The organism is Shewanella sp. S23-S33 (assembly GCF_043359565.1).
Lineage (GTDB): Bacteria > Pseudomonadota > Gammaproteobacteria > Enterobacterales > Shewanellaceae > Shewanella > Shewanella oncorhynchi.
Genome location: NZ_JBHFFD010000038.1, coordinates 17,176 through 42,468, shown reverse-complemented (window position 1 = coordinate 42,468; position 25,293 = coordinate 17,176). Strand labels below are relative to the sequence as shown.

General features: G+C 45.4%; 18 protein-coding genes and 3 tRNA genes. 7 read left to right on the top strand and 14 right to left on the bottom strand.

What is annotated here, in order from left to right:
* Positions 1–19: 19 nt before the first annotated feature.
* From ACHA99_RS10060 to ACHA99_RS10020, 9 genes are all read right to left on the bottom strand, one after another.
* Positions 20–1,885, bottom strand: coding sequence for a SurA N-terminal domain-containing protein (locus ACHA99_RS10060; RefSeq protein ID WP_028760465.1), 1,866 nt, complete (start codon positions 1,883–1,885; stop codon positions 20–22).
* Between the two features lie 225 nt (positions 1,886–2,110).
* Complete coding sequence (gene hupB / locus ACHA99_RS10055) at positions 2,111–2,383, bottom strand: nucleoid-associated protein HU-beta (protein ID WP_006081127.1); 273 nt, start codon at positions 2,381–2,383, stop codon at positions 2,111–2,113.
* 259 nt (positions 2,384–2,642) lie between these two features.
* Positions 2,643–5,000 (bottom strand): endopeptidase La, encoded by a 2,358-nt coding sequence (lon, locus tag ACHA99_RS10050; RefSeq protein WP_393942517.1) that lies wholly within the window; start codon positions 4,998–5,000, stop codon positions 2,643–2,645.
* Positions 5,001–5,132: 132 nt separating this feature from the next.
* Positions 5,133–6,413: an ATP-dependent protease ATP-binding subunit ClpX gene (gene clpX, locus ACHA99_RS10045; RefSeq protein ID WP_028760467.1), complete on the bottom strand. Its 1,281-nt coding sequence runs from the start codon at positions 6,411–6,413 to the stop codon at positions 5,133–5,135.
* Between the two features lie 84 nt (positions 6,414–6,497).
* Entirely contained in the window at positions 6,498–7,106 is a 609-nt protein-coding gene (clpP, locus tag ACHA99_RS10040; protein WP_063883148.1) for an ATP-dependent Clp endopeptidase proteolytic subunit ClpP, read from the bottom strand.
* A gap of 89 nt (positions 7,107–7,195) precedes the next feature.
* Positions 7,196–8,500, bottom strand: a complete 1,305-nt coding sequence (tig, locus tag ACHA99_RS10035) for a trigger factor (RefSeq protein ID WP_393942514.1) — start codon at positions 8,498–8,500, stop codon at positions 7,196–7,198.
* 261 nt (positions 8,501–8,761) lie between these two features.
* Positions 8,762–8,837: transfer RNA gene (locus tag ACHA99_RS10030), tRNA-His, on the bottom strand.
* A 9-nt stretch (positions 8,838–8,846) separates the two neighbouring features.
* Positions 8,847–8,923 (bottom strand) — tRNA-Arg (locus ACHA99_RS10025).
* Between the two features lie 116 nt (positions 8,924–9,039).
* A tRNA-Pro gene (locus tag ACHA99_RS10020) sits at positions 9,040–9,116 on the bottom strand.
* 364 nt (positions 9,117–9,480) lie between these two features.
* Between ACHA99_RS10020 and folD the strand changes: the two genes are divergently transcribed.
* On the top strand, positions 9,481–10,335 hold the full coding sequence (gene folD, locus ACHA99_RS10015; protein WP_014610292.1) for a bifunctional methylenetetrahydrofolate dehydrogenase/methenyltetrahydrofolate cyclohydrolase FolD: 855 nt from the start codon (positions 9,481–9,483) through the stop codon (positions 10,333–10,335).
* 190 nt (positions 10,336–10,525) lie between these two features.
* Here the strand turns inward: folD and cysS are convergent, their stop codons facing one another.
* Positions 10,526–11,905, bottom strand: coding sequence for a cysteine--tRNA ligase (gene cysS, locus ACHA99_RS10010; protein ID WP_105252936.1), 1,380 nt, complete (start codon positions 11,903–11,905; stop codon positions 10,526–10,528).
* A 140-nt stretch (positions 11,906–12,045) separates the two neighbouring features.
* Here cysS and ACHA99_RS10005 point away from each other — a divergent pair, with 140 nt between their 5' ends.
* Positions 12,046–12,540, top strand: coding sequence for a peptidylprolyl isomerase (locus tag ACHA99_RS10005; protein ID WP_105252937.1), 495 nt, complete (start codon positions 12,046–12,048; stop codon positions 12,538–12,540).
* 8 nt (positions 12,541–12,548) lie between these two features.
* On the top strand, positions 12,549–13,274 hold the full coding sequence (locus ACHA99_RS10000) for a UDP-2,3-diacylglucosamine diphosphatase (protein WP_168823649.1): 726 nt from the start codon (positions 12,549–12,551) through the stop codon (positions 13,272–13,274).
* Between the two features lie 166 nt (positions 13,275–13,440).
* Here ACHA99_RS10000 and miaE read toward each other — a convergent pair whose 3' ends face one another.
* Positions 13,441–14,211: a tRNA isopentenyl-2-thiomethyl-A-37 hydroxylase MiaE gene (gene miaE / locus ACHA99_RS09995; protein ID WP_028760473.1), complete on the bottom strand. Its 771-nt coding sequence runs from the start codon at positions 14,209–14,211 to the stop codon at positions 13,441–13,443.
* Positions 14,212–14,494: 283 nt separating this feature from the next.
* Here miaE and ACHA99_RS09990 point away from each other — a divergent pair, with 283 nt between their 5' ends.
* Entirely contained in the window at positions 14,495–15,091 is a 597-nt protein-coding gene (locus ACHA99_RS09990) for a Yip1 family protein (protein WP_105252940.1), read from the top strand.
* 179 nt (positions 15,092–15,270) lie between these two features.
* On the opposite strand, the gene glnS is transcribed toward ACHA99_RS09990, so the two are convergent.
* The 3 genes from glnS to ACHA99_RS09975 form a co-directional block, all read right to left on the bottom strand.
* A complete protein-coding gene (gene glnS, locus ACHA99_RS09985; protein WP_173245638.1) occupies positions 15,271–16,941 on the bottom strand; it encodes a glutamine--tRNA ligase in 1,671 nt (556 codons plus the stop codon).
* Positions 16,942–17,157: 216 nt separating this feature from the next.
* Positions 17,158–19,452 (bottom strand): Fe(2+) transporter permease subunit FeoB, encoded by a 2,295-nt coding sequence (gene feoB, locus ACHA99_RS09980; RefSeq protein ID WP_028760476.1) that lies wholly within the window; start codon positions 19,450–19,452, stop codon positions 17,158–17,160.
* Positions 19,445–19,684, bottom strand: coding sequence for a FeoA family protein (locus ACHA99_RS09975; RefSeq protein WP_028760477.1), 240 nt, complete (start codon positions 19,682–19,684; stop codon positions 19,445–19,447). Before ACHA99_RS09975 ends, feoB begins: the two co-directional genes overlap by 8 nt.
* 440 nt (positions 19,685–20,124) lie before the next feature.
* Here ACHA99_RS09975 and ACHA99_RS09970 point away from each other — a divergent pair, with 440 nt between their 5' ends.
* Genes ACHA99_RS09970 through ACHA99_RS09960 form a run of 3 tightly spaced genes read left to right on the top strand, consistent with a single transcriptional unit; the run spans position 20,125 to position 25,203 of the window.
* A complete protein-coding gene (locus tag ACHA99_RS09970; RefSeq protein ID WP_028760478.1) occupies positions 20,125–21,084 on the top strand; it encodes a DmsE family decaheme c-type cytochrome in 960 nt (319 codons plus the stop codon).
* A gap of 13 nt (positions 21,085–21,097) precedes the next feature.
* Complete coding sequence (locus ACHA99_RS09965; RefSeq protein WP_028760479.1) at positions 21,098–23,248, top strand: MtrB/PioB family decaheme-associated outer membrane protein; 2,151 nt, start codon at positions 21,098–21,100, stop codon at positions 23,246–23,248.
* A 35-nt stretch (positions 23,249–23,283) separates the two neighbouring features.
* Positions 23,284–25,203 carry an OmcA/MtrC family decaheme c-type cytochrome gene (locus tag ACHA99_RS09960; RefSeq protein WP_393942509.1) on the top strand — a complete coding sequence of 640 codons (1,920 nt, stop codon included), beginning with the start codon at positions 23,284–23,286 and terminating at the stop codon, positions 25,201–25,203.
* Positions 25,204–25,293: the final 90 nt, after the last annotated feature.

Here is a 25,293-nt window from a genome sequence, read left to right as displayed (position 1 = left end):
CTCGCTATCCTCACTGAAATTATTCTTCTACAGGGTAAAGCACCTTGGCATTGGCTTTAAGCGAATCGATCAAGCCACGGTAGTCTGCTTCACTGTATTGTGCGTTCAGACGTTGTTTAAGTGCATTAACTAGCTCATCACTCACGCCTTCTGCAGCATTGACTTTATCCAGTGCAACCACAGCATAACCGTTTGCTAAACCAACGGTATCGACAACAGGAGTTGTACTTGGTGTTGGCATTTGGAACGCTTTGCCTACAATCGCAGCATCAACGTCTTGCGCGCCACGGCCTAGTTTCGCTTTAGACACTAAACCAAGATCAGTTGCACCCGCTTTAACTTGTGCCATCAGTTCCTGTGCTTTTGCACGGGCGGCTTCGTTTGCTTGGTCTTGCTTTAAGCGCTCAGTGATGTTGGCTTTCACTTCAGCTAAGGCCAAAGTGCCCGCATCGTGATGTTCTTTCACTCGGATAACAACCACATGGTTAGGTTCAAGCTCAATCACTTCACTGTTTAAACCTTTCAGCATCACAGTTTCAGAGAAGGCCGCTTTAACTAAGTCAGGCTTGTTTAGCTCAGCAGGTGCGTTATCGCGAGAAAACAGTGCTGTAGTCTTAACATCAACGCCAACAGCTTTTGCGGTTTCAGATAGTGTATCTGGCACTTCATAGCTGGTATCCGCTAATTTACTTTGTAAGCTATAGAACTGGTCAACCGCTTTCTTATCTTGCAATTGAGCCACTATCTTAGCTTTCACATCAGCAAACGGTACAGTCGCGCCAGATTGCACATCTAATAGCTTGATAATGTGGAAACCAAAGTCTGTTTTAACCACCGCAGAATGTTGGCCTTTATTTAATGCAAATAAAGCGGCATCAAATGCGGGGTCCATTACACCAGGTTCAAACCAATCCAGTTTACCGCCCTGCTCTGCACTCAAAGTATCATCAGAGTTAGCTTTAGCCAGATCAGCAAAATCGGCACCGCTATCTAATTGCTTAGCGAGATCTTCAGCCTTGGCTTTTGCTGCCGCTTCATCGTTACCTGGCATAACCAAAATATGCGCGGCAAGACGCTTCTCGTTAGAAACATATTGTGCTTTATGTTCTTCGTAATACGTTTGTGCTTCTTCATCAGAAACTGGATTATTTTTAGCAAAATCAGCAGCATTCAGTTCAACATATTCTAAGCTCACCATCTCAGGGCTCATAAACTGCCCTTGGTTTGCGTCGTAATAGTTTTTCACTTGCTCGTCAGTCACAACCGCTGTCGCTAAGAATGGTGCAGAATCGACAATAACATAGCGCACATCACGGGTTTGGCCTTGTAACTCAGCCAATTGCTTAGCTTCGCCAGGTAACACGAATTCAGTACCCACAAGGGCTGCAGTTAACTGACGACGGGTCATATCGACACGCATCATGTCTCTGAAAGTCTGTGGCTGATAACCTAACTGACGCAGAATCGCCTGATAACGATCGTTATCAAATTTGCCATCAGTTTGAAATGCCGGTTCAGCTCTCATTGCAGCAACAATTTGCTCGTCAGATACACGTAGACCCATAGCCTTAGCAGCTTGATCTATCAACTTGTCAGCCACTAAGCGTTCTAATACGCTCTGCTTAATGCTTTGTAAGTATTTTTCGTCAGCAGATAACGCAGCAAACATTTCACCTAGCTGTTGCTCCATGCGAGAGCGCTCGCTCTGGTACGCCTGCTCTAGCTCGGCTTTAGTGATCTTGTCACCGTTCACTTCTGCCGCAGGCACATCAGTTGTTGAACCTAAGTAACTACTGACTCCTGCAAATGCAAAAGATAAAATCACAAGTACGAGAATGCCTTTAGCAATCACGCCTTGCGAACCATCGCGGATCTTTTCTAACATCAGATTTCTCGCTTGTTGCGATTAACAAAATAAAAAGGCGCATCAGGTTGAGATGCGCCTTTCTGTAATTTATGGGGAATATTCAGACGCTACCACTGGTAAATTCTAAAACCCCGAGTAATGGTAGAAATTAAGCTTCATATTCCATTACTTTCAATTCGTAAAAAGCACTGATAAACAGTGCTTGTCATTACGAACGCCTTACAAAGGCTACGATATTAATGATTAATTAACAGCGTCTTTCAGTGCTTTACCAGCTTTGAATGCAGGAATTTTAGCTGCTGCGATTTTGATTTCTTCACCCGTTTGTGGGTTGCGACCAGTACGCTCAGCGCGTTCACGCACTTCAAAAGTACCAAAACCAACAAGAGAAATTTTATCACCTTCTTTCAGACCTTCGGTCACAGCAGCGATAAAAGAATCCAGTGCTCGGCCAGCAGCGGCTTTAGAAATGTCAGCACCAGATGCGATTTTCTCGATTAGTTCAGATTTGTTCATGTCATCCCCTTGAATGTAATTTTTTTGCGCCGCAACCAAATCCGTCTCTAGAGCGGTCTGCGGAGGCTTTTATAACAAGCTTGAATTCAAAGTTCAAGCTGAGTTCGAAAACCAAAGAATTAAAACTGGATACAGCTCAAAGCCAGTTGCGCCAAGGGCTTGGAGCAGCTGGCTCTCCACAGACCTAGGCTACCACAGGTCTGCGCTTTGTTAAGCCCCTTTTTTCATTTTTTTTAACGTGATAGCGCAATTTCTTGCGTTATGCCAAGTTTTTAACCACTTCGAAGCCTTCCACCGGCCTTTCTAGTGCCAGTTTTAACACTTCATCGACCCAACGCACGGGACGAATTTCTAAATCAGCAATCACATTGGCTGGAATTTCTTCCAAATCGCGCTCATTTTCTTTTGGAATAAGCACCAATTTTATGCCGCCGCGGTGTGCTGCTAGCAGTTTTTCTTTCAAACCACCAATAGGTAACACTTCACCACGTAAGGTTATTTCACCTGTCATGGCCACATCAGCACGCACGGGGTTACCCGTTAAGCTTGATACTAACGCGGTACACATAGCCGCACCAGCAGATGGACCATCTTTGGGTGTCGCACCTTCTGGCACATGCACGTGGATATCACGCTTCTCGTAGAAATCCGCATTGATACCTAATTGTTCCGCACGGGCCCGAACAACTGTCATCGCTGCTTGAATCGACTCTTGCATCACGTCGCCAAGGGAACCGGTATAGGTTAACTTCCCTTTACCTGGTACTGAGGTTGCTTCAATCGTCAGTAAGTCACCGCCCACTTGAGTCCAAGCTAAGCCAGTCACTTGACCGATTTGGTTCTTAGACTCGGCTTTGCCGTAATCAAAGCGCTGCACGCCAAGGAAAGACTTAAGATTCTCTTGGTTGACAGTCACAGACTTTACCGACTTATCGAGCAAAATCATTTTCACGACTTTACGGCAAATCTTAGACAATTCACGCTCGAGTGAACGCACACCCGCTTCACGGGTGTAATAACGGATAATGCCAACGATAGCACTATCATCGACTTTAATTTCAGTGGCTTTTAAACCATTGCGCTCGATTTGCTTATTCAGCAAATGTTGCTTAGCAATATTCAGTTTCTCGTCTTCGGTGTAACCCGATAAACGAATGACTTCCATACGGTCAAGTAGTGGCCCAGGAATATCCATGGAGTTTGACGTTGCAACAAACATCACATCGGATAGGTCGTAATCGACTTCGAGGTAATGATCGTTAAAGGTCGCATTTTGCTCAGGATCTAACACTTCTAATAAAGCAGAAGCCGGATCGCCGCGCATATCAGAACTCATCTTGTCGATTTCATCAAGCAAGAATAACGGGTTTTTCACGCCGACTTTAGCCATCTTTTGAATGACTTTACCCGGCATAGACCCAATGTAAGTACGGCGATGACCACGGATTTCCGCTTCATCACGCACACCACCGAGGGCAACACGCACATACTTACGACCGGTCGCCTTAGCGATCGATTGACCTAGCGAGGTTTTACCCACACCTGGTGGCCCCACTAAACACAGGATTGGCCCTTTAAGCTGACGCACTCGGCTTTGGACTGCCAAATATTCCAAGATACGTTCTTTGACTTTTTCAAGACCAAAATGATCGGTATCGAGTACTTCTTGGGCTTTGGCTAAATCACGTTTGATTTTAGAGCGTTGGCGCCAAGGCACAGCCGTCATCCAATCGACATAACTGCGAACCACCGTCGCTTCAGCCGACATTGGTGACATCATGCGTAACTTGTTAAGCTCGGCGAGGGCTTTCTCTTTCGCCTCAGCGGGCATATTAGCCTCTTCAATCTTACGATTTAAGGCTTCAAATTCGTCATGGCCCTCATCTAAGTCACCCAGTTCTTTCTGGATGGCTTTCATCTGTTCGTTCAGATAGTACTCACGCTGACTCTTTTCCATCTGTTTTTTAACGCGAGTCCGGATACGTTTCTCAACCTGTAATAGGTCGATCTCCGATTCCATCATCGCCATTAGATATTCCAGACGTTCGCCGACGTTGACCATCTCAAGCACAGATTGCTTATCTTCAAGCTTAAGTGGCATGTGTGCGGCCATAGTATCGGCCAGACGCGCCGCTTCATCGATACCCGATAAAGAGGTCAAGACTTCTGGCGGGATCTTTTTGTTCAGCTTGATATAACCTTCAAACTGACCAATAGCACTGCGCACTAACACTTCTTCTTCTTTGTCTTCCAGCGGTTCTGATTCCAGATACTCAGCTTTAGCCACAAAGAATTCTGTTTCTTGGGTATAACGGGTAATACGGGCGCGACGACCGCCTTCAACCAGCACTTTGACTGTACCGTCTGGCAGCTTAAGTAACTGTAAAATAGAGGCAACCGTACCCACTTCGAAGATGTCATCTTTTGATGGTTCATCGAGCTCGGCATCACGCTGCGCCACTAAAATAATTTGCTTATCCTGCGCCATTGCCGTTTCGAGACATCGAATAGATTTTTCTCGTCCGACAAATAACGGAATTACCATATGGGGATAGACCACCACATCTCGCAGTGGCAGCACGGGGAGTTCGATATGCGCTTCACGCTCTTGGGTCATAGTTCGATTCCGTTTTGGTGAAATGGATTAATACTGGAGTATATTGGGACGCTTTATGGAGTTTCAATGGCTAATACGAAAAAAGGAGTCCATTGGACTCCTTGTTTTTCAGTTTATTAGCGATCAGTACAATTATTGTTCGCCTGATGCCACTTGGGCCTCATTGTGCTCGTAAATCAAGATTGGGGCAGATTCCCCTTTCACGACTGATTCATCCACAACGGCCTTCACCACACCGTCAACGGATGGGATATCGTACATAGTATCCAGCAGAATACTTTCAACGATGGAGCGTAGACCACGGGCACCTGTCTTGCGAGACATGGCTTTGTGAGCAATCGCTTTAAGCGCATCTTCGCGGAACTCAAGCTCAACCCCTTCCATCTCAAATAACGCACTGTATTGCTTAGTTAGGGCATTTTTAGGTTGAGATAGAATTTGTACTAAAGCCTCTTCATCCAGCTCAGTCAGAGTCGCAACCACTGGCAGACGACCAATAAACTCAGGGATTAAACCGTATTTGACTAAATCGCCAGGTTCTACTTGCGATAAGGTTTCAGAGATCGTCGCTTTCTCTTTCTCGCCTTTCACCTGTGCACCAAAACCAATACCCGAGCCAACGTGCGCACGTTGCTCAATCACTTTCTCAAGCCCTGCAAACGCACCACCACAGATAAACAGGATCTTAGAAGTATCGACTTGTAAGAATTCTTGCTGTGGATGCTTACGGCCACCTTGTGGTGGAACCGCGGCAACAGTACCTTCAATCAGCTTAAGCAGTGCTTGCTGTACACCCTCACCCGATACGTCACGGGTGATTGATGGATTGTCTGACTTACGGCTAATTTTATCGATTTCATCGATATAAACGATACCACGCTGCGCCTTCTCAACATCGTAGTCGCACTTTTGCAGCAACTTTTGAATGATGTTTTCAACGTCTTCACCCACATAACCCGCTTCAGTCAGCGTAGTAGCATCTGCCATAGTGAAAGGCACATTGAGTGAGCGCGCAAGGGTTTCAGCCAGTAGGGTTTTACCGCTACCCGTTGGACCGATAAGCAAAATATTACTCTTGCCCAGCTCGATACCATCTTTAGGCGATGCATTTTTTAAACGCTTATAGTGGTTATACACTGCCACAGAAAGCACTTTTTTCGCTCTGTCTTGGCCAATAACATAATCGTCTAAATGTGCACGCAACTCATGTGGTGTCGGTAATTTATCGCTATCACGCTTTGGAGAGATTTCTTTAATCTCTTCACGAATGATGTCGTTACATAACTCAACACATTCGTCGCATACATACACTGATGGGCCAGCAATGAGTTTTCTGACTTCATGCTGGCTCTTTCCGCAAAAAGAGCAGTACAGCAATTTACCGCTGTCACCATTATTTTTGTTGTCGCCCATTAATTACCTCATTTGCAGTCTGCTCTACTGCCTGTCTTAAATTTGCTTAACTTTTACAAAGCATAGCTCAGTCAAAAGCAAAAATCAGCCGCGTTTCGTCATCACAGAGTCAACTAAGCCATATTCGACGGCTTGAGTTGCACTCATGAAGTTGTCACGATCGGTATCGCGTTCAATCACTTCGAGCGGTTGACCTGTGTGTTCAGCTAGCATTAGGTTAAGCTTATTTTTAATGCCTAAGATTTCTTTGGCATGAATAGCAATATCTGATGCTTGACCTTGGAAACCACCCAGCGGTTGATGGATCATCACGCGAGAGTTTGGTAAACAGTGACGCTTACCCTTCTCACCACCGGCTAACAAGAAAGCGCCCATACTAGCGGCTTGGCCGATACAGACAGTGCTAACATTCGGTTTGATAAACTGCATGGTATCATAAATCGCCATGCCTGCGGTGACAGAGCCACCTGGGGAGTTAATGTATAAAAAGATATCTTTATCTGGGCTTTCTGATTCTAAGAATAATAGTTGCGCCACGATAAGGTTTGCCATGTGTTCTTCAACTTGACCTACCAAAAAGATAATCCGCTCTTTCAACAAACGAGAATAAATATCGTATGAGCGTTCACCCTTAGCAGTCTGTTCGATCACCATAGGCACTAAAGCACTTTGTATGTCTGACGCATTATGCATTATTCACTTCCCTAAATAAAAATGGCTCGCATGAGGAGCCTCATACGAGCCATTATAAATGGCGAACAGCTAATCAAGTCAAGCTTAGCTTATGCGCGACCAGTAGCCTTGTTCATAAATTCTTCAAAAGCGACTTGTTTTTCGGTCACTTTGGCAGATTTCAACAGTGCTTCAACCGCTTGCTCTTCTAAAGCAACGTTGCGCATGTTTTGCATCAGCTCTTTGTTGCTGTTGTAATAAGCAACTACTTCACTTGGATCTTCGTAGGCAGACGCCATAGAAGCGATCAAGCCTTGTACACGTTCGTCTTCTGCTTTCAGTTCGTTCGTCTTGATGACTTCGCCTAATAACAGACCGATTTTAACGCGACGAGCAGCTTGTTCAGTGAACAATTCCGCTGGCAGTTCAGGCATGTTAGCAGTTTGACCACCAAAGCGTTGCATGGCTTGTTGACGCAGTACGTTAACTTCGCCATCGATCAGTGCTTTTGGCAGAGTGATGTCGTTGTTCGCTAACAGACCGTTGATCACTTGCTCTTTCACGTTAGCTTTTAACGCTTGCTCAAGTTCACGGTTCATGTTTTTACGGATTTCAGCTTTAAGGGCTTCTAAGCCACCTTCGCTGATACCGAACAGAGCAGCAAACTCATCGTTTACTTCTGGCAGGTTAGCAGCTTGAACTTCAGTCAGCGTAATCGCGAACTTAGCGGCTTTACCTTTCAGGTTTTCAGCGTGATATTCTTCTGGGAAGTTCACGTCGATAACAAATTCTTCGCCCGCTTTGTGACCTAAAATACCCGTTTCAAAACCAGGGATCATACGGCCGCTACCTAATTGCAGTTCGAAATCGTCAGCTTTGCCGCCTTCAAACTCTTCACCGTCAACTGAGCCAACAAAGTTCATTTTCACTTTGTCGCCATCAGCAGCTTCACGCTCAACAGCAGCGAAAGTCGCGTGTTGTTTACGTAAGGTTTCAATCATAGTGTCAACGTCAGCGTCAGTCACTTCAGCTTTTGGCTGTTCTACTTCGATTGCATCTAAGCCTTTCAGCTCAACTTCTGGATAGATTTCAAAGGTAGCGATAAATTCGAATTTTTCGCCATCAGTAGAACCAGGAACAAAAGTCGGTGCACCCGCTGGGTTTAACTTCTCAGCAATAATTGCTTCGATGAAGTTACGTTGCATCACTTCACCCATGATGTCTTGACGAATCGCTGCGCCGTAACGTTTGTTTATAACAGTAACAGGCACTTTACCAGGACGGAAACCTGGGATACGAGCACGCTTAGCTTCACGTTGTAAACTGTCTTTAACCAGCTTTTCAATTTGTTCAGCAGGAACAGAAATGGTCAGGCGACGCTCTAGGCCTTGGGTTGCTTCAACAGAAACTTGCATTGTTTTACCTCGAAATTTGTCTAACGTCCTTTGTAATAGCCGATTCATCAACTATTCAGGTATTCGTTTCTTGATCATTAAATTTGACTACAATGCCCACCACAACTGGCTTTAGGCACAGGTCGCTCATAGTTGATATCTATCAAGACGCGACATTATAGCCACCGTTTTCTGCAGAGTCGAGCCTCAACAGCCGAATCTGGGGTATAAAAAAAGCGACACAAGGTCGCTTTTTTTAATTTGTACTCAAAGTACTAAAAATGGGGTGACTGATGGGGCTCGAACCCACGACAACCGGAATCACAATCCGGGACTCTACCAACTGAGCTACAATCACCACTGAAACTGGTACGCCCGGCAGGATTCGAACCTGCGACCACCCGCTTAGAAGGCGGGTGCTCTATCCAACTGAGCTACGGGCGCATGGTTTACAGAATTTTCTGTATCCTAACCGATTTGGAAAGCATTTATGCTAACCCTATCATTTGCCTATTTTAGTTCAAATTATTTTGAATTCATCGAAGCAAACGACAATAAAGTGGTCGGTGATAGAGGATTCGAACCTCTGACCCTCTGGTCCCAAACCAGATGCGCTACCGGACTGCGCTAATCACCGAAGGTCTTACATTTTACTTGGTATCAACTCAGAGGGTTTCCTCTGGTCCACTCTCATCCAAAATCTGGATGCACTATCGGACTACGCTAATCACCTAAGGTCTTACATGACATTTTCAGCGCAAGATGAACACATCAGCCTGAGAACGGAGCGCATCTTATCCCCTCACTTTACACCCGTCAACGATTTTTTTATCGTTCGACTCTAGGTGCTGAATTATCAGGCTAATCTGGTTTTTTTTATCCACTTGGCAACGGCTTTAACCATGACACAGTAGCTGTGCCCTGTTAAAATAGCCACGATTGCCAATCTCTGTGTTAACTACTGTTTTCACCATCGCCCATATAAAGGATATCCTACACCCATGACAGCCCAAATAATCGACGGCAAGGCGATTGCTCAATCCATCCGCACTAAGCTCAGCGAAAAAGTCACCGCCCGCAAAGAGGCTGGACAACGCGTACCGGGTTTAGCCGTAATATTAGTGGGAGCCGATCCGGCATCACAAGTTTATGTTGGCAGTAAACGTAAGGCTTGTGAAGAAGTTGGATTTATTTCTCGTTCATACGATTTAGAAACAAACTGCACTGAAGATGAATTACTCAACCTGATTGATAGTCTTAATGATGATCCGACAATTGATGGCATCTTAGTGCAACTGCCATTACCCGCACATATCGAAGACTCAAAAGTCATCGAGCGTATCCGCCCAGATAAAGACGTCGATGGATTTCACCCGTACAACGTCGGCCGTTTAGCCCAGCGTATTCCGGTGCTGCGCTCTTGTACCCCAATGGGCATAATGACACTCATCAAATCCACCGGCGTTGATACCTATGGTTTAGATGCTGTTGTGGTTGGCGCATCGAATATTGTCGGCCGCCCAATGACCTTAGAGTTGCTGCTTGCTGGCTGCACCACCACTACTTGCCACCGCTTCACTAAGAATCTCGAACAAAAAATCCGTCAGGCAGATCTCGTGGTCGTTGCAGTGGGTAAACCCGGCTTTATTCCTGGCGAGTGGATCAAGCCTGGCGCGATTGTAATAGATGTGGGTATTAACCGTTTAGATAACGGCACCTTAGTCGGCGATGTGCAATATGACATTGCTGCGCAAAATGCCAGCTTTATCACTCCAGTCCCCGGCGGTGTCGGCCCGATGACGATTGCAAGCCTATTAGAAAACACCTTATATGCCGCCGAGCAGTATCATGACTAGGTTCTAGGTTCTAGGTTCTAGGTTCTAGGTTCTAGGTTCTAGGTTCTAGGTTCTAGGTTCTAGGTTCTAGGTTCTAGGTTCTAGGTTCTAGGTTCTAGGTTCTAGGTTCTAGCAAGCATAAAAAAACCTGCATGATGCAGGTTTTTTATTTACTGAAGATTTTCTTGAATTAAAAATATAGCGAATAAGCTTATTTCTTACGCCAAGTGGTGCCACTTGGACCATCTTCAAGCACAACGCCCAAAATATCTAAACGATTACGCGCCACATCCGCAGCAGCCCAATCCTTTTCGGTACGAGCACGGTTACGCTCAACGATTAAGGCTTCGATTTCGGCCACTTCATCGTCACTACCGCCGCCTTGAAAGAAGGCCTCTGGCTCTTGGCTTAATAGACCTAACACATCCGCTAATTGCTTCAAGGTGACCGCTAATGCCGATGCCTGTGCCATATCGGTCAGTTTTAAACGATTGATCTCACGCACCATATCAAATAGAACGGAATAGGCTTCAGGTGTATTAAAGTCATCATCCATCGCCGCTTTAAACTTAGCAATAAACTCTTCTGCAGGCGCCGCAACGACAGTTAAGTCGACATCTTTAATCGCCGTATACAAACGCTCTAAGGCTGAGCGCGCTTGTTTCAAGTTATCTTCTGAATAGTTCAGTTGGCTACGATAATGGCCAGATAATAAGAAATAACGCACAGTTTCAGCATCATAGTGACCAAGTACATCGCGAATGGTGAAGAAGTTGCCTAAGGACTTAGACATCTTTTCACGGTCAACCATCACCATGCCAGTGTGCATCCAATAGTTGACGTATGGCGTGTCATGGGCACAGCAAGACTGGGCGATTTCATTCTCATGATGTGGGAACTGTAAGTCAGAGCCGCCGCCATGAATATCAAAATGCAGACCTAAATGTTTGCTGTTCATGGCCGAACATTCGATATGCCAGCCAGGACGACCCGGTCCCCATGGGGATTCCCACGTTGGTTCGCCAGGTTTCGACATTTTCCACAACACAAAATCCATTGGATTTTGCTTGGTTTCGTCCACTTCAACCCGAGCACCGGCTTGCAGTTGATCTAAATTCTGGCCCGATAAACGGCCATAATCAGGATATGAGGCCACGCTGAAAAGCACATCACCATCGCTCGCCACATAGGCATGGCCACGGGCGAGTAATAACTCAACCATGTCGATGATTTCAGCAATATGAAGGGTCGCGCGCGGTTCAAAATCGGGACGCAACATATTTAAGGCATCGAAGTCTTGGTGCATTTCACCAATAAGACGCTCGGTTAAGGCTTCACAGCTTTCGTTATTCTCGTTAGCGCGCTTGATGATTTTGTCATCAACATCAGTAATATTGCGCTGAAAATTCACTTCATAACCCGCGTAACGCAGGTAGCGCACTATCATGTCGAAAGAAACAAAAGTACGGCCATGACCAATATGACAGAGATCGTATATGGTCACACCACACACGTACATCCCAATTTTCCCGGGATTAATTGGCTTAAATTCCTGTTTTTGGCGGGTAATACTGTTGTAAATCTTCAACATCGATATTCTCTTCAATGATACATTCAGGTGTAAAATCAAGGAGTCAGTCTATCACGGCCTGACAGGTTTTGAATACTGCACTTTGCGCGCAATCCGAGATAAGTTAGAATCGCGCCACTATTTACACAGAGTATGAAAACATGATCACATTACACACTAATTTGGGCGACATTAAACTGCAACTGAACGCTGAAAAAGCACCGTTAACAGTAGCAAACTTCATGAAATATGTTGACGAAGGTTTCTTCGACGGCACTATCTTCCACCGTGTGATTGACGGTTTTATGATCCAAGGTGGTGGCTTCAACGAAGACATGAGCCAAAAGCGTTGTAACGAGCCCGTGAAAAATGAAGCCAATAACGGTTTATCAAACCGCACTGGTACTGTTGCTATGGCCCGTACTTCTGATCCACATTCAGCCACTGCACAGTTCTTCATTAACGTGAACGACAACACTTTCCTCGATTTTAAATCAGAAACCTCACAGGGCTGGGGCTACTGCGTATTCGGCGAAATCGTTGAAGGCATGGATGTTATCGAAAAAATCAAAGCCGTTAGCACTGGTAACCGTGGTATGCATCAAGATGTGCCATTAGAAGCCATTGTGATTGAAAAAGTCAGCGTCGCGGCATAATACGGCGAATGCGAACTCTATTTATAGGTGATCTACACCTGAGTGCAGATCGCCTTGATATCACCCAAGCGTTCACTCGCTTTCTCGACACTGAACTCGATGATGCCGACGCCCTTTATATCCTAGGCGATTTGTTTGAAGTCTGGGTTGGTGATGATATTGCCTTGCCTTTTGCCCTCGACATCGCCGAAAAACTCAAGCAAGTATCACAAAAGTTGCCCGTGTATTTTATCCATGGCAACCGTGACTTCATGCTAGGCAAACAATTTGCGCGCGCCGCAGGCATGCAAATTTTACCCGAAGTCACTCGCCTCAATTTATACGGTGTCGACACTGTAATTTTGCACGGCGACAGCTTATGTACTTTAGATAAGGCCTACCAACGCTTTCGAAAACTGCGCAGTTTATCGCTGTCTCGTTGGCTGTACGGTTATTTATCCAAGAAAACCCGTCAGGGCATTGCTGATAAAATTCGCAGCAAGAGCAAAAGCAGCAATCAACAAAAAAGCTACACCATCATGGATGTAGAGCCCAATGCGGTCGATGTGTTATTTGCCAAGACACACACTAAGCATATGATCCACGGACATACCCACAGACCAGCCATTCATCAACTTGCTAATGGCTGTAAGCGTATAGTGGTTGGCGATTGGTATGAACAAGGCAGTGTGCTCAGTGTGAGCGCTGAAGGGATTTATTTACAGTCCTTACCCTTTGACCAGATGATGACCTAAAGGCATTGGCTTAAGTAGGCCTCATTTAGCGTTACTTAAGCTTAAATGGCTTAAATTTTTAGCTTTAATAGCTTGAAAATACTGTGATTAACGGTTTTTCGAACCGTTAATCGTTTCAGCTATATGGACTTAACTCTACTCGTTTGGGGAAGCAAAGCCGTTCAAATTAATTTAATAGAGGCGACCCACTGTGGAAACGAAACTCATCATCCTGCGCCAAAATCAACTCAGCTTCTAACTCGCCAAAGTACTTCACTCGCTCGCTAATATCCTCAGGTGAAACCAACTGAGCTAACGCAAGATAATCTTGATAATGTCGAGCTTCAGAGCGCAGCAGTGACACATAAAACTTACTCAGCTCACCGTCTAAATAAGGCGCGAGTTTAGCGAAGCGCTCGCACGAGCGAGCCTCAATATATGCCCCTACAATCAACTTATCCCGCAAAATATCTTTCTCATGGGTTGTCACATGACTCATCATGCCCTTGGCATAACGCCCCGCGCGAATATTGCGGTAATCAATACTGCGCTTGTGCATTAAATCCAATACTTGTTCAAAATGATGAAACTCTTCTTTAATCAAGCGGATTAAAGGTGAAACTAAATTCGCAGCAAACTTAAAGTTGGGCTTAGGTATAAGGTCAGTTACCAACTCATTCTTTTTCACATCACGGGCTAAAAAACTTTCCACATCATGTTCTTGCGAATAAATAAACTCTTCATAGGGTTTAGCCCACGCCAACAGAGCTCGACCACTGTCTTTATCTAACGCATATTTTCTTAGCAAAAAAATCGCTGTCTGAGCGGCTTTTAACTCACAGTTACAATGGTCGATCAGCAACTCATCCAAGGAATCTGATTTTATCGCGACATCAATCCAAGTTTGCGGTGTTTCACAGTGAAGAAATGCGTGGATGGGGGCAAGAAGTTGCAGCATGGACTCACTCAATATCATTCTGAATATCGCGCTATTTTACGCATATTTACTCATAAGCTATAGCATTAGGCTTAAGTAAACTTGACGCGCTGAACTTTTTGTTCAATAAATAATCTACACTCTAAAGAACTGAGATCCTGATCACACAGCCTCTCACTTCTCTATGTGTAACCAATCGATGGATAAAGAGACAGGACACCATTTTAACCTCGATTGTAGAGCTGTTATCAGCTCGTCTGACGTTTGGCGAGCCATTCATCAATGCTGAACAAGGATAATTATAATGATACTGAATCACTTAATGGGGCTATACACTCATCCAAAACAAGAGTGGCAAACAATTGAAAAAAACCATGAGGCACTGAAAAGTAGCTTAAGTCATGTAGTTCTTATCGCCTTAATTCCGGCGGTGTGCAGCTACATTGCTACGGCTTACATTGGCTGGAATCCTGGCGCAGGCGATCCTATTTACCTTACACCACAAAGCGCCCTGTTTATGTCTGCAGGCATGTATTTAGGCCTGATTGCAGGTGTATTCGCCCTTGCCTATTTAGCCTATTGGATGGCAAAAACCTTCGATGCTAACCCAACTTACACCCAAGCATTAGAGCTCGCGTCCTACACTGCAACCCCGTTGTTTATGGTCGGTTTAGCCGCATTATATCCAGTGCTATGGTTTATCATGATAGTGGGGTTGATTGGTTTAGCCTACTCAGTCTATTTACTGTACGCGGGGGTGCCTATCATTATGAATATCCCTGAAGAGAAAGGTTTTATCTACGCTAGCTCTATGGTGACAGCAGGCTTAGTACTCTTGGTGGGGCTAATGGCAACTAGTGTCATTTTATGGAGCTTAGGCTTTGGTCCTATGTACCAATAACCATTTTAATTCATCACAAATTTAATCAACAGCAACTCAAGCTCTACGTCGCAATTGATTTGTAGCAGAAAATAAAAAAGAAGGCCGCAAAGGCCTTCTTTTTTGAGTTGAATTAACGCTTTGAGCGAGTTAGCAGATCAGTTTGACTCATTCAGTCAAACAGCTCCACTTAAGCAAAATCACTCGAAAGAATCACGCAGCGCTACGGTTAAGTTAAACACTAAATTATCCGGCGATGAATCTTTGCTGTCAGCGCAGAAATAGCCTTCACGCTCAAACTGATAGGCTTGTTCCGCAGGTGCATTCACTAGGCTTGCTTCTGCAAAACCTTGTACAACGATCAATGATTCAGGGTTTAACACTTCATCCACAGTCTCTGCCGCAGCAGGATTAGGATCGGTAAATAAACGCTGATAGAGACGGAATTCAGCAGGCTTAGCTGTAGATGCCTCAACCCAATGGATCACGCCTTTAACTTTACGGCCATCAGCAGGGTTTTTACCTAAAGTTTCAGGATCATAAGTACAGTAAACCGTCGTGATATTGCCTTCGCTGTCTTTGTCACAACGTTCAGCTTTAATCACATAGGCATTACGTAAACGCACTTCTTTGCCTGTAACTAAGCGTTTGTATTGTTTGTTGGCTTCTTCTTTAAAGTCAGCCACATCGATCAATATTTCTCGGCCAAAGGCTAATTCACGCGTCCCCATGCTCTCATCATTTGGATGAGCGGCCGCTTGAATGTACTCAAGTTCACCTTCAGCATAGTTTTCAATGATGACTTTCAATGGACGTAATACGGCCATCGCACGCGGTGCATGTTCGTTCAATTCTTCACGAATACACGCATCTAACATGCCGACTTCAATCATATTCTCTTGCTTAGTCACGCCGATACGTTGGCAGAACTCACGAATTGAAGCCGGTGTGTAACCACGGCGACGTAAGCCTGCAATCGTTGGCATACGTGGGTCATCCCAACCTGACACGAGTTTACGGGTCACAAGGTCGTTCAGCTTACGTTTAGACATCAAGGTATATTCGAGATTTAAGCGGGAAAACTCGTATTGACGAGTACGATTCGGCGCTTGAAAATCGTTCAAATTATCCAACACCCAATCATATAAACGACGGTTGTCTTGGAACTCTAATGTACATAAAGAGTGGGTAATATGTTCTAACGCATCAGAAATACAGTGCGTGAAGTCGTACATTGGGTAAATGCACCACTTGTCACCTGTTTGATGATGATGGGCAAAACGAATACGGTAGATGATAGGATCGCGCATACACATGAATGGCGATGCCATATCAATTTTGGCACGCAATGCGCACTCGCCTTCTTTAAAACCACCGTCGCGCATCTTAGCGAATAAGGCGAGGTTTTCTTCGACAGATGTGTCGCGGAAAGGACTGTTTTTACCTGGCTCTTTTAACGTACCACGGTATTCGCGGGTTTCATCAGCATTTAAGAAACACACATAAGCCAAACCTTTATTGATCAGTTCAACCGCATATTGATGTAACTGATCAAAATAGTTTGATGAATAGCGAACATCCCCATCCCACTGGAATCCAAGCCAACGCACATCCGCCTGAATAGAATTTACATAATCAATGTCTTCTTTTTCAGGATTAGTATCGTCAAAACGTAAATTACACAGACCGTTATAGTCTCGCGCTATCCCAAAATTTAAGCAGATAGATTTAGCATGACCAATATGAAGATAGCCATTCGGTTCCGGCGGGAAACGAGTCTGTACACTCGTGTGCTTACCGCTTTGTAAATCTTCATCTATGATATTACGAATAAAGTTACTCGGACGTACTTCAGTGTCCACATGACTCATGGAATTCCTCTTTGCGAACAATGGCAATTTTAAGAAAACCAGCATGATCCTACAGATCACCACTAGTTACAATGCCTAGGGTTAAAAACTCTGGTTTTTGACTGTCTGGGGTTATAACCGCGATAGTAAAACAATAAAAGCAGCCATGAAAGCTGCTTTTATCTTTGACCTAACTAAGCTGACATTTATTATTCAGTCACGCCGACTCAGTAAATCTTACTCGGTGATAATGCGGATCCCAGGAATAATCTGCTGGCTTCTTTTACCTTTACGTTTCAACCACAGATAAAAAGCGGCTAATGCAAACAAGAAGAAACCAATCCACAGACTTGATTGAACTGGGTGCTGCGTAAAGGTAGCAGCTTGATAAACTACCGTTGCAGAACCATAAGCCAGTGAGAAAGTCCACGTTGCAGCAAACGTCGCCCACCGAGAACCAAACTCATGCACTAAGGCGCCCATTGCCGCAACACAAGGAGTATAAAGTAAGATAAACAGCAAGTAGGAGAAAGCCGCAACTTTACCACTAAAACCTGCTTGTAAAGCACCGAAAGTCGATGTCGCAACACCTTGTTCTTCAGCAACGGTTTCTTTATTGGTTAAATCACCGACCGACAGTTTAAGCGGATCTTCAAGATCTAAACCAAACAAGTTAGTTGGAATCGTTGCCAGAGCCGCATTAAAGCTTTCACTCAATGGTGCAAGTTCTTCATCTGTCGGCGCCGCGCTGCTGTATAGACTGTTTAAGGTACCAACAACCGCTTCTTTGGCGAAAATACCCGTGATAATACCGACGGTTGCAGGCCAGTTATCCTGCTCTATGCCCATAGGCGAGAAGATAGGCGTGATTTTTTGACTCGCGACACTCAGCAAAGATGCTTGGCTATCTTCATGGCCAAATGTGCCATCAACACCAATAGCATTGATAAAGTTCAATAAGGTCACGACCAGAACAATCGTTTTACCTGCGCCTAAAATAAAACTCTTAGTGCGTTTACCTGTACGAACCATAACAGCTTTCAGCTTAGGTAGTTCATAACTTGGCAGCTCCATCACCACAGCGCTACTGCTGCCGGGTAATAAAGTGCTTCTGAGTAATAAACCCGTACCGATAGCGGCAAAGATACCAATAATATACAGCAAGAAGACTAAATTCTGACCTGAATCAGGGAAGAAAGCAGCCGCAAATAGTGCATAAACAGGAAGACGTGCACCACAGGACATAAATGGTGCCATCATCCCTGTCACAATACGCTCACGCTCACTGCCTAAGGTTCGCGTCGCCATAATTGCAGGCACTGAACAACCAAAACCGACAATCATAGGAACGAATGCTTTACCAGGCAGGCCAATACGACGCATTAAACCGTCAACCACAAATGCAGCGCGCGCCATGTAGCCAGAACTTTCGAGGATCGACAAACCGAGGAAAAGCGCCGCAATAACAGGAATAAAGGTTGATACGGTTTGAATGCCTTGGCCGACACCTCCCGCTAAGATAGTGACCAACCAAGCCGGAGAGCCCATGCTCGTCAAGAATGAACCAAAGTGATCGACAAACAGTGCGCCAGCAAAAACATCAAAGAAATCAATAAAAGCACTGCCAATATTAATGCTGAACATAAACATCAAATACATCACAAACAAAAACACAGGAATGCCAAGCACAGGATGTAAAACGAGTTTATCTAATTTGTCACTGAGGGTGAGGAACCCTGACTCTTTCACTGAACCTTGAAAAACTTGTTCAACGAAATTAAAGCGCGTGGTCGCCACCATCACTTCAATATCATGGCCTTGCTGAGCGATAATCTGAGTACAGGAATTCACTTCATCCTGCAGTTCAGCATTTTTACAGCTACCACAACCCGAACCATTACCTAGCATAGCCAAAGCGCGGCCGCGACTTAATTGGGCATCTTTGCTGCAGAGTAACTGCACGCCCGCTTCAATTTGTTCATCATAGTGAAGCACTAATGGGGCTTCTGAGACTCGGCCTTGAAGTAAATCGAGTACCTGTGCCTGCACTTTAGCGACATCGGCAGGATCTCGCGAACACACGCCAATCACAGGGCAACCCAGCTCTTGGCTCATTTTCTTTAAATCGACTTTAATCCCACGTTTGACAGCCGAATCAATTTTATTCAGCACCACCACCATAGGGATAGCGAGTTCACGTAATTGGGCTGTGAGATATAAGTGACGTTCGATATTAGTGGCATCGACTAAATTGATAATGCCATCGACACGTTGCTCGGCAAGGTATTGCTGCGCAATTTGCTCATCAAGTGAACAATCGCAACTATTACCCGCAGGAAGAAGGTCGTAAATACCCGGTAAGTCTGTCAGATAGACGTCAGCACCGTTTAAGGTGAAATGACCAGTCTTTTTTTCGACCGTAACACCAGACCAGTTACCCACTTGCTGATTTGCGCCTGTTAGCGCGTTAAAGAGTGTAGATTTACCCGCGTTAGGGTTTCCTACTGTGACGCAATGAAACTGCTTAGCCATTCGTCTTTTCCACCTCAATGATGTCTGCCAAATCTCTGCGCATACAAAGTTTACTACCACGAATATCCAGTTCGAGACCAGAACCCATAGGTGCGTATCGGATCAATAAAAAACGCGTATTTGGCGTGATCCCCATGGACAACAACTTGCGCTTCACGGTTTGTGGCAGCGCCAAACGCCCCACTTCAGAAATAAGACCGCGATCGCCGGGACTGAGTTCGCTTAACTTCATTACGTATTCCACCTTGCAACAGGTTCAGCTCGAAAAACTGCGCCCATTGTAACCGAGCGATGACACTAATAACTTTACCTAGATCAAGATTTTTGATTGGTAACGATAATAGTTTTCAATTGTGTTGGGTATTATGTGATAAAAATTCCAATGAATAAACGACCAACCGAAAATAAAAATCCGCACCTTAGCATTAGTGACTATCAAGCGATGCACAGAAGTCAAAACGCTGTAAACAAATCCCACCCGAAGCAAGCGTGATCAAAATCACACTTAATCTATATCGCCTGTAAAATCATCCTTCTTTACAGTGAAAAGACCACGCAATGTTAAGCACGTGTCACACACTTGTTCTAATATTAACCAAGCTCAATAAGCTAAATTAGCAATGTCGAAAGCGTAAAAATAACAAATATAAATGCACTCGGGAAAACATAACCATGGAAATAGGGCTAAAGTTCAGAAGCATAGCTAAGGCTATGCTATGTATTTTGTTATCAATCGCGAGCGTTTCGGCCTCAGCGACCCCTTGGGATAACAAAAAACCAGAAGAAGTTGTTGCGACATTAGACAAAAAATTCGCCGAAGGTAAGTATTCCGCTAAAGGCGCTGATACTTGCCTGATGTGCCACAAAAAAAGTGCCGTGGTGGTGGCAATATTTGAGGGGGTTCATGGCAACCCCAATGTGAAAGATTCGCCTATGGCCGATTTGCAGTGCGAAGCCTGCCACGGCCCGTTAGGGAATCATAATAAAGGTGGCAAAGAGCCGATGATCACCTTTGGCGCAAACTCCCCTGTTCTCGCGCAAAAGCAAAACAGTGTCTGTATGAGTTGCCACAATGACAGTCACCGTACCGCATGGAAAGGCAATCACCACGATAACGCCGATGTCGCCTGTAGCAGCTGCCATCAAGTGCATACCGCAAAAGATCCTATCAGCGATAAAGCCAATGAAGTCACCATTTGTACCCAGTGCCATACCCAACAAAAAGCCGATATGCACAAGCGCTCGGCGCATCCATTACAGTGGCAACAAATGGTGTGCAGTGACTGCCATAATCCCCACGGCAGTTTAAACGATTCAAGCTTGAAGCAAATGAGTGTTAATGAAAATTGCTATAGCTGTCATGCCGAAAAACGCGGCCCTAAACTGTGGGAACATGCCCCCGTCACCGACAACTGCGCTAATTGCCATAATCCCCACGGCAGCGTGAACGAAGCCATGCTGATCAGCAAACCGCCACAACTGTGTCAGCAGTGCCACGCTTCGGATGGCCATAGCAGTAATGCCTATTTTGGCAATCAAACCAATGCCTTCACTTCTGGTAATTCCTGTATGAATTGTCATGGACAAGTGCATGGCTCTAACCATCCTTCTGGCAAATTACTGCAGAGATAACAAGGGAATGATCATGCGAACAGCTAAAATGTCTCACCCTAGCGCTTATTTCTCCCTCACTTTGCTGGCTTGGGCGATAAGCGGTGTTTTGACTCAAGCACACGCCGAAGGTTATGAGCTGCAAGAAGCGAATCGAAGTAGCATAAAGACAGAGGCATGGAGCTGTAAGCAATGCCAACCTAAGACAGGGCATATTGGCAATGTCAGTGCCAGCCTCGCTTACAACGATAGTGAGGACAGCCGTTTCGGTAACAGTAGTGGGACAGATAACGAGGGTCTCGTTGGCGCCGTCGGTGCGGATATGATGTACAAAACGCAGACGGGTTATCAAACCGAGCTGGTCGCGGATAAGTTAGGTTTTGATGCGGGCTCAGCCAAGCTCACAACAGGAAGGCCGGGAAACTATCAAATCAACTTAGGTTATAGAGGCTTAGCAAACTATAACCATAATCAACTCAAAAGCCCCTATACCTCAGTGCAAGATAAAATGTTATTGCCCGATAACTGGATAACAGGCGGCACAACGCAATCTATGCCTATGTTACAGAGCAGCCTTGTTAGCCAAGATTTAAGTATTCAACGTGATCGCTTTAGTATCGGTGGTTACTACGCGGGCAAAATATCACCTGAAGGTGACAATAACAGTCACTACAAAGCCTCGCTAAACTATCAGCATGAAGACCGCAGTGGCGCAAAAAAGACCAGTGCCAATATACTCACCAATAGCGTTATGCTAGCCCAACCAATTGATGACAGTACTGATGAAGTCGATGCGAGAATTTATTTTAACGGTTCAGGCTGGCAAGCAGGCATCAATAGCCAAATCAGCCAATATAAAAATGATCACCAAGCCATGCTGTGGCAATCAGCCTACACGCCCACCTTTGGTGCAGCATACCTAGGTCAGAATGCGGTCGACCCCGACAATAAAGCCTACAGAGTTGCCGCAGAAGCCTCAGGGGGGGCAAATGGTCAAAATGTATTGATGCACGCAGGCTTTAGCCGCATGACCCAAGATGACACCTTTATTCCTGCCACCATCAATGGCCCATCGCCCGTCCTGCCTGCGGATACCTTAAATGGCCAAGTCGATATTGTAGAGATGGACCTTAAATATTCAGGACGGATCAGCCAAGATTTAAGCATGCAGGCAAGTTACAACTATCAAGACAGAGATAACAAAACGGCTCAATTAGACTTTCCGCAGATCGTCACCGACAGTATTAATCAAGGCACAGCCCAAAATAGCCTTTATGATAAGCGCACCAAAAAACTCGAACTTAAAAGCAAATACCGTTTTACCTCAGCGGCTTATGCCGAAGCGGGTTACAGCCATAATGAAAACGATTATGCCGAACTCGACCGCCAATCCGTCGACGAGTCCGGCGTGTTTGCTAAACTAAGTTATCGCTATTCGCCCGCATGGTCAGCTTGGTTGAAAGGAGAAGCACTAGAGCGAGATGGCAGTGAATATCATCCCGTCGCAACCACTCAAAGTTCAAGTAATCCTTGGCTACGTAAATCCTACCTTGCCGATAGAAAAAGGCAGAAAGTCACCTTACACACGGATTATCAGAGCGATATTGGTCTATCTCTTGGTGCCAGCTTACACAGCATTAATGACGACTATCATCATACCTTCGTTGGTCTAACTCAGGTGTCCTATCTCGGTTACGACTTGTCAGCCCAATATGTGCTGAGCAGTGACCTCAATTTAACCGCCTTTGTTAACCAAGATTGGCGCGATTCAGACCAAGCGGGCAGTAATTCCTTCTCGACACCCGATTGGTACAGCACTGCCGAGGAAAAATCGACCTTGATTGGTGCAGGGCTTAGTTATCAAAACCTGTTCGATCATCACCTCGATATTGGTTTGGATTACAGCTATTCCGACGGACAGAGTGATACCGAAGTGACCTACGGCATCACCAGTCCCTATGGCGATTTTTACGCCCGCAAACACAATATTAATGCCTACGCCAAATATAAGTTTGCCGACAGTATGTCGCTGCGCGTCGATTGGTTATTCGAAAAATATCAAGATGCTAATTGGCAAAACCAAGGCACAAGCTGGGACACGATCCCCAACGTCCTCAGTTTTGGTGATATGGGCCACGACTACAACGCTCACTACTTAGGCTTGACCTTAAGCTACCAAATGTAACTTAGGCACTGACAGCGCATTCCAAGGATAGAAATATGAACAAGTTTGCAAAAATTCGCACTCAATTCAGTCTTATGCTGGCGTTAGTCTCGCTATTAAGCGCCTGTGGCGGTGATAACGGCCAAGATGGTAATCCCGGTGAGCCTGCGAAACCGCCTGCATTAACGATAACTAGCCTTAACATCATGGTCGATAAAGTCGCGATGACAGATGGCATTGCTCAAGTGGATTTTCAAGTAAGCAATCAAGATGATGAAGCCGTGATTGGTATCCCATCGGCGACATTTATTGCCGCGCAGCTTCTCCCCCAAGGTTATACAGGCGCGGGGAATAGCAGTGAATGGCAGCACTTTACCGCTGAAACCTGCGCGGCAACTTGTCCAGGCAGTCTCACAGATCATAAAAACGGTCACTACAGTTATACCTTCAGCGCCGCATTTAATGGCATGAATGGAGTGACGTTTATGCCCGAAGCGACCCAAAGAATGGTGGTCAAAATTGGCGGCGATAAACTTGCCGATAACACGCCCTTACCTATAACCAATCAGCATTATGACTGGCAATCTTCAGGTAGTAATGTCGCTTACACCCGCAACTTAGTCACAATAGAGACCTGTAATAGTTGCCACAGTAATCTTGCTTTCCATGGCAGTAGATATAATCAAATCGAAACCTGCGTCACCTGCCATAACAGCAAAAAAGTCAGTAACCCTGCGGATATTTTCCCACAAATGATCCACAGCAAACATTTAACCGGCTTCCCGCAACCCATTAGTGACTGCCAAACCTGTCACGTCGATAAGGCTGAGTTAACCGAACAGCAAAACTGGCGCAGAGTCCCGACCATGCAAGCCTGTGGTGCCTGTCATACACAGATCAATTTCCCCGCAGGCGAAGGACACCCAGTGCAAACAGATAACAGTAACTGCGTGGCGTGTCATAATGCCGACTGGACCGCAAGCGTACACAGTGATGAAGCTAAAACTGCGGCATTGATGCAATTTAGCCCAAGTATCACCAGCGCCAGTATGGATGCCAATGGTACGGTCACTGTTGCGGTTAAGCTGATGAATCCAGCCACAGGAACTGTGTATAGCGAAAGTGCCGATAAACTAAAATTTATCAATGATTTAAGGGTATATGCCAACTGGGGAACCAGTTTTGATTATGCGACCCGTTCAGCTCGCTCGATTAAACTGCCGGAATCCACACCCATATCAGGCTCTAATGGCATTTATATCTATACGATAGCGGGCCTTACTGTGCCAGCAGGCACTGAAACGGATCATGGCGGACTTGCGATTCAAGGCAGAGTCTGTGCCAAAGATAAAGTACTGGTTGATTGCACGACTGAACTGGCGGAAGTGTTAATGATTAAATCCAGCCACAGTTATTTTGATATGGCAGCATTGAGCAATGAAGGTCGCCGTAGCGTTGTGAGCAATGCAAGCTGCGGTAATTGCCATGGTGATCAAAAACTGAATATTCACGGCTCACGTAACGATCTCGATGGTCAATGCCAGCTATGCCATAACGCCAATATGCTGGCCGATGCGACGGCAGCCAATCCTTCAATCACGTCATTTGACTTTAAGCAGCTGATCCACGGTATTCACACCAGTCAATTCACGGGGTTTGAAAGCCTAAACTACCCAGGAAAAATCGGTAACTGTGCCCAATGTCACGTTAACGATACTGCGGGGATTTCTACCGTCGCCCTCCCCTTAAATTCAGCGGTACAACCCCTTGCCCTCGATAACGGCACTTTTACCAGCCCAATTGCCGCTGTGTGTAGCAACTGCCATTCAGATACCAGCACTCATAACCACATGGCTCAGCAAGGTGCTGTTTTTGCAGGTACAAAATCCGATGCAACCGCAGGAACTGAAACCTGTGCTTTCTGTCATGGACAGGGCGGAGTCGCGGACGTGTTGAAAGTGCATCCAATAAACTAACCCTATGATGCTGGCCTAAAAAGGCCAGCAACTGCAGATATAAAAGGAACTCATACGATGCAGTCATCTACTCCTAAAGAAATAGTCAGA